The organism is Pirellulales bacterium (assembly GCA_036490175.1).
Classification (GTDB): Bacteria; Planctomycetota; Planctomycetia; order Pirellulales; family JACPPG01; genus JACPPG01.
On sequence record DASXEJ010000003.1, the window covers coordinates 1 to 12,281 of the forward strand.

A 12,281-nucleotide genomic window follows, 5' to 3' on the forward strand; every position below is an offset into this window, starting at 1 on the left:
CGAACTCGGCAACAACACCGACCTCGACTTTGCCGACACGCCGCTGTCGGACGTGGTGGATTACATCAAGAGCAAGCACGACATTGAAATCCAGCTCGATAACAAGGGGCTCACCGATGCGGCAGTCGATCCATCAGCTCCGGTGACGAAGAACGTCAAGGGGATCAGCCTCCGTAGCGCGCTGAAGTTGATCCTGGAAGAGTTCGATTTGACCTACGTCGTGCAGGATGAAGTGCTGAAGATCACCTCCAAGGAAAAAGCCGACGAGATTCTCACCACCCGCGTCTATCCGGTGGCCGACCTCGTGATCCCCATCCAAACCCGCATGGTCAGCGGCATGGGTGGCATGGGCGGCATGGGCGGCGGCGGAATGGGTGGTGGTATGGGCGGCGGCATGGGAGGCGGAATGGGTGGTGGTATGGGAGGCGGCATGGGCGGCGGTATGGGTGGTGGAATGGGAGGCATGGGGGGCGGCGGGGGCGGAATGTTTAACGTCCCCGTTCAGGCACCCGCGCAACCGTCCGGCTTACGCGCCTTTGCGGTGAAGGACGATCTGAAACTATCGGGCAAGCCCGCTACGGTTGGGCCCAAGGTCGATAGCATCCCCGCGGCTAAACGCGCACCGGCTCCGCCCGCGACGACACCGGCCAAGCAGCCGGCGACCATTACTAAAACCGTTACCAAAGCTGCCAAAGCTCCGGCCAGCATCACGACTCCGACGGGAGATGATGCCGAGACGGCCTGGGACGATTACTTTGCCACGCACGAAGAGTCGCCCGCCGTGGTCCGCGAAACGGTGCGCCGGCTGACGACGGACAAGAAGTATGGCCAGGTCGTGGCCTTGATCATGGCCGCGCTGAAAAACCAACAGGGGCAGACCTGGATGTACGAGGCCATGGGCCTGGCGATGCAGGCCGACGGTCGTTCGCTTGACGACGTCGATCGCACGCTGATGTCGGCCGTTGATTTTGTCGAAGGTCCGGAACAGATGTTGTACCTGGCCGAATATCTGGCGGGGGTCGGCTTGGAGAAGCGCGCGTTGCAGCTGCTCCGCCAGGTGTCGGCCGCCGAGCCGATGGATCCCCGTCCCTACACGCATAGTCTGCGGATCGCCAAGAAGCTGGACGATTTGAGCGCGATTCAATGGGCCACGGTGGGGATTCTTAGTCTTGCCTGGAACGACGAAGAAGCGGCCGTATGGCACGAGGCGTATGCCCTGGCCGCCTCGACGCTCGATCGGCTGCGCTCGGAGAACCGCAAGGCCGATGCCGACGAATATCAGCAAAAGCTCGATCAATCGCTGATTCGCGATATCGTGGTCATCATCAGTTGGACGGGGGATGCGGACCTGGACCTGGAGCTCGAAGAGCCGTCGGGCACGATCTGCTCGGCGCGCAATCGGCGCACGCCCAGTGGTGGTGTGCTGCTTGGCGACAACAGCCGGCGCTTGGATAAGAAATCGAACGTCATGGCGTCGGAATCGTATGTTTGCCCGCAAGGCTTCGACGGCGTCTATCGTGCCCTGGTGCGACGCGTGTGGGGCAAGCTGGCCACCGGCAAGGTGTCGGTCGATATCTATACCCACTACCTGAGCAAGTACGAATCGCACATCAAAAAGCAGATCGCGCTCACGGATGACGAAGCACTGATCATCTTCGACCTCAAGGGAGGACGCCGCAAAGAGCCATTGGCGAAGCAGCAGCTGGCCAACGCCGTGGCCAAGCAGGTGCATGTCGGGCAGCAAATCTTGGCGCAGCAATTGGCCGCCAATTCCAACCCCGGATCGCTCGGCAGCTTCCTCAATAGCCGTGGCGTCGGTCCCGCCAGCGCTGGCTTGCCCTTCTCGCCGTTCTTTCTGCGTGGCGCCGTCGGCTATCAGCCGGTAATCACCGTGTTGCCATCGGGTGCCAATATGAGCACTAATGCGGTGATCTCGCACGACCGGCGCTATGTGCGCGTGAGTCCTCTACCATTCTTCTCGGGCATCAGCCAGGTGAACACGTTCAACTACGTCACCGGCGGCAGCGGTACGAGCAACGGCTCGTCCGGCGGCGGCTCGAGCTTTGGCGGCGGTAGCGGTCTGGGCGGTGGTACTGGTGGTGGTAGCGGCGGGTTCTAGTGCCTGGCCTCGCGATATTTGTTCGCTGTTGCGCAGGCTCGCGTGCCAGCGCACGTAGTTCTGTGGCCACGGGCATCGATGGCCACTAACTTCTTCGACGTATCGTGACGAGTAATGCGGCCGCTAGTTCCGCACCAAACCAGGCGTCACGTCCAAGTCGAGACTCTCGACGAGTCCTGCGTTCCAGCGCTCGATCGCGATCGCTCCCATCACGGCATTGTCCGTACACAGCGCCAAGGGCGCGATGTGCAGCTCGATTCCCGCGGCGGTGCAGGCGTCTTGTATGCGCTGGCGGAACCGCGCGTTGGCGGCCACGCCACCGCCGATGCACAACCGAGGGGAGTCTGTCTGTGCGACCGCGGCCAGCGACTTGGCAACCAGCACGTCGACGACAGCTTCTTGGAAACTGGCTGCCACGTCGGCGACCAGTTGCGGCGCCAACGTAGCGGCCGCGGGTAGTGGCGCGCCCGGCGGCGCCAGCGCATAGCGGACGGCGGTCTTCAGTCCGCTAAAACTGAACTGTAAGCGAGGCTCGTGAATGAACGAGCGCGGGAATTGGAAGGCCCGCGGATTTCCCCGCTCGGCCGCGCGCTGTAGGGCAGGTCCGCCAGGAAATCCCAGCCCCAGCATGCTGGCGACCTTGTCGAAGGCTTCGCCCGCGGCGTCATCGATGGTGCCGCCCAACAGTTGGAAGTCGAGCGCGTCGCGACAACTATACAAGCTGGTGTGCCCGCCGCTGACGATCAAGCCGGTGCAGGGGAACACATCGACACCGCTGGCCATGCGGCAGGCGTAGACATGCGCGTGCAAATGGTTAATGGCCACGAGCGGCAGATCAAGCGCCGCGCAGAGGGCCTTCGCCGCGGCCAGCCCGACGAGTAGAGAGCCTGCCAGGCCGGGCATGGTGGCGACAGCCACAACGTCGATATCGGCGATCGTCAGGCCGGCGCGGCGCAACGTTTCATCAATTACTGGCAGCATGCGCTCGAGATGGGCTCGCGAAGCAATCTCGGGCACAACGCCGCCGAAGCGCTCGTGCAGTCGTTCTTGCGACGCCACGACCGCCCCCAGCACGGCGCGGTTGCCGTCGATCACGGCTGCGGCCGTTTCATCGCAGGTTGTTTCAATCGTCAGTAGGTACATTCGTAGTAGTGCAAAAAGAGCGGCGGTGTGTCCGTTACGACTCGAAAGCCAATATCGCGATGAATGCCCGCGGCCCGCTGTCGCCCACGATAGCCAGGGCCGGCGGCCGCGTGCCGCGCTACCGAATCCTGTGTGCCGAATGGCCTTCATGCCGATCCCGCACATTGCCAATCGTTCGGCCGTGTTAGCCGGCCTTGGCGAGTTCGCCGGTGAGGAAGTCGACGGCCTTTTGCAATTGGCGGTCGACGAAAGCCGGCTTCTGCGCGGCGGCCGCGGCTTCGTCGCTGGCGGCCGCGTTTCCCTCACCCGTAGCGGCAGGCGAAGCCTTTTTATCATCTTGCACCGCAGGCTTCGCGGCGTCCGCCGCCACAGGCGGCTGTGTTTCGCTACCGGCTGGCTTACCGGCAGCCGCGGCGTCTCGTGGCACGTGATGGTTCACCAACAGGATGTCGCGGTCGTGGCGATTGTTCATCTGCTGATAGAACTCGTTTTCATCGAGCTTGACCTCATAGCCAGGGTCCGGCAGCACACCCCATTCGTCAGATTCCTTGGCATCCGGAAAGCGGTGGATGTTCTTGCCGCTGGGGCGTTGATAACTGGCGGTCGTCAGCTTCAGGGCGCTCTTGCCCCCTTCCAGCTCGATGACGTTTTGTACGCTGCCCTTGCCCCATGTCCGTTCGCCGACGACAACCGCGCGCTTATGGTCTTGCAGGCAGGCCGAGACGATCTCGCTGGCGCTGGCACTATAGCGATTGACGAGCACCACCATGGGAAATCCCTCGTAAGTGCCGTCCTTCTCGGCATCCCAACTGCGCGATTTCGTGTTGCGACCTTCGGTGCTGACGATCTTGCCGCTGGTGACGAACAAATCCGCTACGCCAATGGCCGACGTGAGCAACCCTCCGGGGTTTGAGCGCAGGTCCAGCACGAGCCCTCGCAGGTTCAGCTTTTTCAACTCATCGAGAGCCCGGGCCAGGTCCCGTTCCGTATCGCGGCCAAAGCTGGTGATGCGGATGTAGCCAATCTTCCGCTCGTGATCGAGCATGAAGTCCCACGAATCGTCGGTGTCCTTGCGGCGGTCCCCCATGACCGTCTCCATGTGGACTACTTCGCGCTCGATGGCCAGGGTCTTTCGCTCGCGCGTGCTGGGGCGCAGCGTCGTGATGTTTACAGTCGTGCCGGGCTCGCCCTTGAGCTTGGCGGCGGCCTCGTCGGTGGTGCGGATGTCGGCGGTGGACTTGCCCTCGATTTCGACGATGCGATCCCCCGCCTGGATGCCGGCACGATAGGCGGGGCTTCCCACCAGAGGACTAATGACGATGATCGATTCCCGGCGGATATCGATTTGGATGCCGATCCCGCCAAACTGGTTCTCGACGCTCGTCTTGAACTGACCCAGGTCGTCGGGGCTGATGTAGTTCGAATATTGGTCGAGTTTGCTGAGCACGCCGTGGATGGCGGCTTCCATCAACTCGCGGCGGCTGATGTCTTTGACGTAATTCCGCTCAACCTGGTCCAAGGTGTCGGCAAATAGCTTTTGCAGTTCGTATTCGTCGGCGAGCTGCTTGCTGGCGTTCTTTTCGGCAGCGGCAGGTGCAGCAGCGGCGTCGGGAGGGGTGGTTTCGGTACCTGCGGCAGGCGGGGCCTCGGCGGTCTTGCTCGGCTCGTCGGCAGAGAGCCTGAGAGGGCCGTAGAGAGTGCCTGAGACAATGACCGCCAGCAGAATCGCGCGAGAGCGCATGGCAATCCTCCGTTCAGCCGTCCAATGGTCGCGGCGCCGGAGCGGCCGGCAGCCTGGTATGCAGTACTTTGCAGTGCGTAAGCGGCGGGCAATTCTAGACTTATCTAACGTCGTGAGATCAATTTCAGAATACTCGTAAATCCTCGGGAAAACAAGCGCACTCGGCGCTTGCCCGCGTCGCGCAGCGACTCGATCTTGGCCCACGCCTGCGCACTTCGACGCTGCTAACGGCGCGGCGACGCGGGGGCGCTGTGCCGGAACGTGGGCCAGCCGAATCGTGACGAGCCGCCGAACAGGACGATGCCCTAGTCTTGGCCCTAGTCACGTGGACCGCCGTTAGGTAAATCGCCGTATGTTCGTCAGTTCGCGCCGCGTGGCGCTTTGATCACCAGGTTTTTCAAACGATCGACGCCGAAACTGACGGGGGGTGTCATTACCCCCTCATGCTTGAATCTGACTGTTCGTTAACCTTAGTCGCCGATTGCGATTACGTTGCGTGTAGGTATTGCGCTGATCTTGCGTTTTTCTCTGTGAAATTCATTGAACGCTTTGTAATCGACGGTTAGACTGGCCCCAGAACCAGGTACGCCGGCGTCGTTTGGGGGCGGGCGTGCATCTGTCAAGTTCAAGGCAAAGACCGTACGGCCCGCTTTGAGGAGGAATTGCTAATGTCCCGGAATTTGAATCGTGCGTTACGTCTCTTATGCTGCCTCGCAGCAGCAGCTCCGCTGGCCTTCGGCCTGCGAACCGCTAAAGCGGATATCTTGAGCGTTGTCACCTCGTCCAGCAATGTGAACATCGGGCTCAGCGTGGGTGCCTTCATCGATGATGAGGGGAATACCAACAACCCGGTCACCGGCAATCCCTACGCTCCGGGCGATACCAATCCGGACGACGGCAACCCTGTGACGTTCTTCTCTCTCGGGAATGCCGTCGGGCAAGGCGATCCTTCGGTACCCCCTTCGGTGCTTGGTCCTTTTGGAGTTACTCCGGTCCTTAGCAATGGTTTGACGACATCGCTGAATGGCACTGTGGACGTCACCCCCGGTGGCTTCTCGATTAACAGCGCCAACTTGGGACTGAATATCAGTGGTGCCTGGCAGCCGGGTAACGGCGTCGACGTCACGGGTCCTCCGGCGCCGGGTGAGCTTGGTGCCTACGTTGACCTGGGCAACGTTATTCCTGGGGAGTATCTCCTGGCGTCATTGAATTCGACGCTGCTCAGTGTTAACACGTCCGGACCGCTGACTTTGGATGGATTGGGAAACTTCAGCGATTCCAATGGGACGTTGAACCTGGTTAGCACCACCCTCGCCGGATTTGCCGCTGGCCCCTTGGCGGCCCCGGTGAACACGACCATCACCAATCAGGCGTCGACGACGACCCTGGCCGGCAACTACAGCGTGGTGGGTGGCGTGCCGACATTGAACCTGCCGTTTAGTGCGACCTCGTACACCAACCTGCAGCCCTCGACCGGTCTGGCGCTGTACGCTCAGATCACCGAGAGTGGCACGGTTGTGGCTACGCAAGTGCCCGAACCGGGTACGTTCGTACTGATGGCTGGCGCCTTGGTCGGTGCTTGCGTCTATCGCTTCCGTCGCACCCGCCGCTAGCCGCCGGCAACAACAGGACTTGGTATGCGTGAAGGCATCTCGTTCTGGGTAGTTGGCAATAGCGTCCGGGTATAGTCAACCTTTGATGAGATTGATCCAGCGGTCCGAAAGCCATCATGGCTGCGGGCCGCTGGTTCTTTTTATGGCGAGCGGATCACGCGCTCGTGGCGCGGCTTGATTGGCCCAAGCGTACCCGCGGCGAAGTGCAAGACGCCTGGCGTCACAGCCTAGCTTCAGGAAACCGCCGGCGTGATGCGCACGTGATGTACCCAAGCGGGTGGCACATTGCGCAGTACGCACTGGCGTTGGAATTCATGGCGGTCGAGCAGCCGCCTGAGATGGCCGCTGATTTCCCGCAGGCGAAGTCGTTCGCTGCCGCGGCAGATGGCCAACTTTGCCGGCCGGACGGCCACGTACTCAAAAAAAGATAGCGTACCCCCGGGAGCTAGTAGCCCGACGAGCTTGCCCAGCAGCCGCTCGACAAGCTCGCCCGAGAAGTTGTTCAGCGGCAAGCCGGAAACGATGGCGTCGTAGCCTCCATCGGCAGCCAGGTCCTCGATGGCCTGGTGCAGGATCCGCACGCGAGGCGCCGCAGCTTGTAGCGCGGGCTCGGCTGCGAACCGGCTGTGCAGCCGGGCCACGAACTCGCCGTTCATTTCAACCAGGTCGAACGAGTCGGTCGCGCCAAGGGCCGGCACGATCCAGCGCGTCACGGCGCCGGTGCCCGGTCCGACTTCCAAAATCCTGCGGCGCGGTTTTTCGCCGGCCACGTGGCGGGCCAGTGCCCGCGCTAGCCAGCGGCTGCTGGGGGCGATCGAACCGGTGGTATGAAAGTTCTCGCGGAACTGGCGGAAGAACAGGCGGTGATCGTTGAGCATGCGTCTGATCGAGAATGCGGGCAGGGAAACGCCCGCAACTAGTCATCGTGGGCATCGCGCGGGGTGTACGGTTGCAGGTCAATATTGCCGTTCGTGGTTTGCACGTCCAGAGTGGCCCCGCCGCCGGCCAATTGCCCCTTTAGGTGGCTGCGATTCTTACCCGCCGATCGGGAAGTCTTCTTTTCTCTCTCGGTCAGCGGCAACGAGTTCTTTACCGACCCGTGAACGGTTCGACATTCCAGCGTAGTGGCGGCGGTCTTGGCCAGTTTCACGGCGACCGATCCGTTGGTGGTCGAAATCGTGCCGCCGACGTTTTGGCCGTTGGTCAGCGTGGCCCTGACCGCACCATTGGTCGAGCGGATATTCACGTCTTCGGCCGGCGACTCGACGATGACCTCGCCATTGGTGGTCTCAGCACTGAGCCGATCTTGCGCAGCGACCACGCGAATGGCGCCGTTATCGCTTTTCACTTGGCAATCGCCGAGCACTCCGACGACGTCGATGCGACCGTTGTCGGTCTCTGCCGCGACGTCTAGCTCGACAGGCATGGCAACCTCGAACGACACGTCCGCACTCCAAGAGGGCTGCTTGGGCTCGCGCCAGGCCCAGGTGATTTCCTGGGTCGAGTCGTCGTGACCCGAGACCGGCATGGCGATCTCGATCGCATCGCGGCAGCGGGCCGCATCGTTCTGATCACGACCGCCGGCGCGGACGATGGCGTGGATTTCGATGATTTCGGCCCCCTGGTTCGCAGGCCGTACCTGGATGTGGCCGTTGGTGGTTTTCAGCGAGACGAGGCGCGTGCCGACGGTGGGAAGATTGTGGTCTTCGGTATCTTCGATCCACTGGCGCGGGCCGTCTCCTATGCAGCCATGCGTCGCCAGCAGCAATGCGCCGAGCCCCAGCCCCCACAGCAACAGGTTCGAGCAGAATCCGCGTCGTGATCGGTTGGGCCGGGGGACTTTACGTTCGTCTCTGCTGTGGAACCGGTGGCGAGCGTGTCGACGGCACATGGCGGTATTCCTCCTGGCGTGGAGATCCTGCTGTGAACAGGGCGTGTTACGTTCGTCGTAGCGGGCGGTGCCGGCTGGCATGATCGCACGTTTGCACCCCCAGACAAGTATTTCGCTCGCGGCCCGGAAATCTTTAGCCCTACGGGACGAAGGTAAGCGTTTCAGCAAAGACGGCCCGCTGCTCGGGCGGCGCAGACGGTAAGCGTCGGCCCAAGTCGCCCGGCAGCCGTGCCGGTCCATTTTCCGCCGTGCCGCAAATCGATCGTTTGACGGCGTTTCCGCATCGCGCCGGCTTTTCGGGGCTATCGGTCCCATGCCATGTTGCTCGCCGGCCACCAAGCGTCGGTGTTTCGGATTGAGTCACCATTGAGAATCTCGTCAATGGAACTCTACCGTGGATGCCGTGCAATACAACCGCGTTTGTGTAGATCGTGTTGCGAAGCTTCTTTTTGACAACTGAGCGGCAGGTATCGGCCCCGCAACCTCTCCCTCGAAGGTCATTTCTGCGCTTATCAATTAGCGCTTAATGATCAGCGCTCTGACGACTGATTTGTGCGCGGCCGAATGCGATTAAGATGAAGCTCGCTCATCGCTCGTCCTCACTTCGCGTTTCCGCTCCGCCTCACCACATCTCTAGGAGGCAGTGTCATGTCGGGCTCGCATCCTCGCGCGTTTACCGTGGTCGAATTGTTGGTTGTCGTTATCATTTTGGCAGTGACGGTTGCACTCCTGCTCCCTGCGGTTCAGTCCGCGCGCGAGGCCGCGCGGAGATCGAGCTTGGCAAGCCAAAGCGATGTTTTCATTGAACACTCAATCGGTGATGGTCCACACGCGCCCGCTGCCGCTTTAACCCCTGCTCGAATTCAGGCTTTCGCGGCAGAAGTCACGCTGACACCGCGGCTGAGCGTCGGCACCGCAGCGCCCGAATCGATTTACGAAGCGCGCTTCGTGGGAAAGATTCGCGCGGCTCATTCCGGTCGAAACGCGAAAGAGAGCGAAATCGCGCTTCCGCTTCCGCCGCAGATTATTTCGCTAGCGGACCTGGCAATTAATGTCGACGGCAAGGCGAGCGAAAATGTAACCGTACGCGACGGCAAGCTCGTATGGCGCGGCGAACTGGCTGCCGAGCCGCAGGCCGTCGACGTTCAATATAGCGCCGTCGGCAAGGGGTTGTACGAATTGTCCGTCGTGCCGGGCGGAATTCTCGACCAGTACGACGTGTCGCTGCAAGCGAACGGTTCAGACGTCCGGCTGCTGGAACTGTCGCTTCAGCCCACCGATCTTGATCGATCGGAGGGCAACAGCACATATCGTTGGAACTACGATCGGCTCTTGTTCGGTCAGCCGGTTCGTGTCGATGTATTGGGCATAGCGCCGATCGACCGGCTGGGCGAATTGACTTGGCTGGGGCCGATCAGCGTTGTTGTGTTTGGCATTCTCGTGGGCCTGGTCGTGCAGGCGGTGGCGATACCGCGCTTCGACGTATGGATGCTACTGATGACTGTGGGCACATTTGCCGGCGCATACCCCCTCATGTACTTCGCGCAAGAGTACATCGCGCTGGGGCCAGCAGTGGTCATCTCGGCCGCTGTCGCAATCACGATCATCGGCATTCGGGCCGTCTCGCTGATGGGGATCTGGCGAGGGCTGGCCGGCATCGTCTTGCCGGCGGTGCTCGTAATTTCGTTGACACTGGTCGCCGCAATCTGGAAATCATTGCAGGGCATCGTGCTGACATCGGAGACGCTGGGGTTCTTTATCGCCGCCATGATGCTCATGCCGCGGGTCAATGCGGCATCGAGCCGCTTCTGGGTTATCAATCCGTCGGCTCCCGCCGGAAAAGCGCCCTCACGCGAGGCAGTGATGAAAGTGGATCAGCGGTCTGACGCAACGTCTGGTGACCCGCAGCCGCCATCGGTTTAGCGGTAAGCGTTTCAGCAACCACGCGCGATACAAGGCGTTCCGCGTTCCGTGGAAGAACCTGGCCGCTCAGCGTCGTTCATTTACGGTCAGGCCTGACGAAGCCTGGGATCGGCGGCGTCACAAAACTGTCGTTGTTCGCGAATTCGGGAGTGCCGCAGTGGTACGATGGTGGACATGAAGCGATTGCAATTCAGCCTGCTGGGCCTGCTCCTTTTCATGTCAGCCTTTGCAGTCTATGCAGCAATACTCGCGTACCTCCGGCCAAGACATTCGTCTGCTTTATTCGCCGTCCCGCTTTTGGCAATGGCGATCATCGGGAGTGTTTGTCTGATCCCGGGAAGGCAGGGAAGATGGCTGCGGCCGATGGTCGTTGTCTTGGTCAGCTTGGCATGCTTCGCGCTCGGGCTTTGGCTGCAGAGACACTAACCGGAGGCGTTCAATTCCCGACGCGGGACGTGTGCGAATTAATGGGTCGTTTTTCGCGAGTGCCTCGATTCGGACGAATTTCTAAGAACGAAGCGGCTTTTCCCGTGACATCGGCGACGCAGTGCGATGCTCAGGCACCGGCACAACATACATAGAAGCTGGCGCTGGCTCGTCGCCACTGTCGCGGCGACGAGCATCTTGATGCCGACGGTGGGCATCTCGGTGGTCGTGGTGCTGGTCGTCGACCTACTCGCGTCACGGTTGCGGCGGGCGTGGGGTTAACCGCCAACTCGACCTTGCCCAATTGGCGCAGCGCCCTCCCTGCAACCTGATCGCCAAAGCAGGCCAGGGTCGCCGCCCAGGAGCAGTAGTTCTTGCGGCCAATTGCCACTGGCCGCTCATTTCGCACACTCTGACGATTGTCGACGGGGAGGGCGCCGTTCTCGCCGTGACACACCAGATGGTCTCAATGCGGCGGTACGTGCGACAGGATGCGGTTCGTGTGACCGCTACGTTTCGCGAAGAGAGCTGTAGCGACGCGCCCTGCGGCGAAGGTAGCTGCGCGGGATAACAAAAAAACGGCGACCCGATCCATCTTGGATCGGGCCGCCGCGCTCTAGCAAAACCAGGCCCTCCTCAGCCCTCTCGAGGGAGAGGAGGAACTCTCACAGACTCGAACGACTAACCACCGCATCCGCAGCTAGGAGCCGGGCAGCAGGGAACCGGGCAGCAGATCGTGACCGGCACTTGCTTGCAAACGACTCGCGGCACGCAGCGGGTTACTGTGTAGGCAACCTGCTTCGGCACACAACGTGTGACGTTGATGGTCTTGGTGTAGTGCACCGGCTTGCAGACGGTGTACGGCACCTGCTTGACGCACTTCTCGGCCACCATGTGGCAGCACTGGTAGGGCACCTGCTTCGAGTGGCATTCCTTGACCATGTGGCAGACCTTGTAGCAGCAGGTCTTGACGTGGTTTTCGGGGACCATCTTGCAGACCGTGTAGTTGCAAGTCTTCACGCATTCTTCCGGCACCATGTGGCAGACCTTGTAGGTGCAGGTTTTGACGTGTTGCTCTTGCTCCATGTGGCAGACCTTGTAGGTGCAGGTCTTGACGCGTTGCTCGGGCACCATGTGGCAGACCGTGTAGTTGCAGGTCTTGACGCGTTGCTCGGGCACCATCTTGCAGACCGTGTAGTTGCAGGTCTTGACGCGTTGCTCGGGCACCATGTGGCAGACCTTGTACGTGCAGGTCTTCACGCGTTGCTCGGGCACCATGTGGCAGACCTGGTAAGTGCAGGTCTTGACGCGTTGCTCGGGGACCATGCGGCAGACCGTGTAATTGCAGGTCTTGACGCGTTGCTCTTGCTCCATGTGGCAGACCTTGTAGGTGCAGGTCTTGACGCGTTGCTCGGGCACCATGTG

8 protein-coding genes are annotated in these 12,281 nt (G+C 61.3%); 3 read left to right on the forward strand and 5 right to left on the reverse strand.

Annotated elements, in window-relative coordinates:
* On the forward strand, nucleotides 1–2,119 hold a 2,119-nt coding region (locus tag VGG64_00280; GenBank protein ID HEY1598004.1), incomplete at its 5' end, for a hypothetical protein.
* A 123-nt stretch (nucleotides 2,120–2,242) separates the two neighbouring features.
* Here the strand turns inward: VGG64_00280 and tsaD are convergent.
* The gene (gene tsaD / locus VGG64_00285; protein ID HEY1598005.1) at nucleotides 2,243–3,262 is read right to left on the reverse strand and encodes a tRNA (adenosine(37)-N6)-threonylcarbamoyltransferase complex transferase subunit TsaD; all 1,020 of its coding nucleotides are present in this window, start codon (nucleotides 3,260–3,262) and stop codon (nucleotides 2,243–2,245) included.
* Nucleotides 3,263–3,446: 184 nt separating this feature from the next.
* Entirely contained in the window at nucleotides 3,447–5,003 is a 1,557-nt protein-coding gene (locus VGG64_00290) for a S41 family peptidase (protein HEY1598006.1), read from the reverse strand.
* 668 nt (nucleotides 5,004–5,671) lie between these two features.
* On the opposite strand from VGG64_00290, the gene VGG64_00295 reads away from it, so the two are divergent.
* A complete protein-coding gene (locus tag VGG64_00295) occupies nucleotides 5,672–6,616 on the forward strand; it encodes a PEP-CTERM sorting domain-containing protein (GenBank protein HEY1598007.1) in 945 nt (314 codons plus the stop codon).
* Nucleotides 6,617–6,849: 233 nt separating this feature from the next.
* Here the strand turns inward: VGG64_00295 and VGG64_00300 are convergent, their stop codons facing one another.
* Both VGG64_00300 and VGG64_00305 read right to left on the reverse strand, forming a co-directional pair.
* On the reverse strand, nucleotides 6,850–7,494 hold the full coding sequence (locus VGG64_00300; protein HEY1598008.1) for a methyltransferase domain-containing protein: 645 nt from the start codon (nucleotides 7,492–7,494) through the stop codon (nucleotides 6,850–6,852).
* Between the two features lie 38 nt (nucleotides 7,495–7,532).
* Nucleotides 7,533–8,507 (reverse strand): hypothetical protein, encoded by a 975-nt coding sequence (locus tag VGG64_00305; protein ID HEY1598009.1) that lies wholly within the window; start codon nucleotides 8,505–8,507, stop codon nucleotides 7,533–7,535.
* 648 nt (nucleotides 8,508–9,155) lie between these two features.
* On the opposite strand from VGG64_00305, the gene VGG64_00310 reads away from it, so the two are divergent.
* The gene (locus VGG64_00310; protein HEY1598010.1) at nucleotides 9,156–10,430 is read left to right on the forward strand and encodes a hypothetical protein; all 1,275 of its coding nucleotides are present in this window, start codon (nucleotides 9,156–9,158) and stop codon (nucleotides 10,428–10,430) included.
* A gap of 1,107 nt (nucleotides 10,431–11,537) precedes the next feature.
* Here the strand turns inward: VGG64_00310 and VGG64_00315 are convergent.
* The coding region (locus VGG64_00315; protein ID HEY1598011.1) for a hypothetical protein at nucleotides 11,538–12,281 on the reverse strand (744 nt) is incomplete at its 5' end.

Bases quoted from the DNA above. Each gene is read 5' to 3' on its own strand.
- tsaD (HEY1598005.1), bottom strand. From the start codon at position 3,262: ATGTACCTACTGACGATTGAAACAACCTGCGATGAAACGGCCGCAGCC.
- VGG64_00290 (HEY1598006.1), bottom strand. From the start codon at position 5,003: ATGCGCTCTCGCGCGATTCTGCTGGCGGTCATTGTCTCAGGCACTCTC.
- VGG64_00295 (HEY1598007.1), top strand. From the start codon at position 5,672: ATGTCCCGGAATTTGAATCGTGCGTTACGTCTCTTATGCTGCCTCGCA.
- VGG64_00300 (HEY1598008.1), bottom strand. From the start codon at position 7,494: ATGCTCAACGATCACCGCCTGTTCTTCCGCCAGTTCCGCGAGAACTTT.
- VGG64_00305 (HEY1598009.1), bottom strand. From the start codon at position 8,507: ATGTGCCGTCGACACGCTCGCCACCGGTTCCACAGCAGAGACGAACGT.
- VGG64_00310 (HEY1598010.1), top strand. From the start codon at position 9,156: ATGTCGGGCTCGCATCCTCGCGCGTTTACCGTGGTCGAATTGTTGGTT.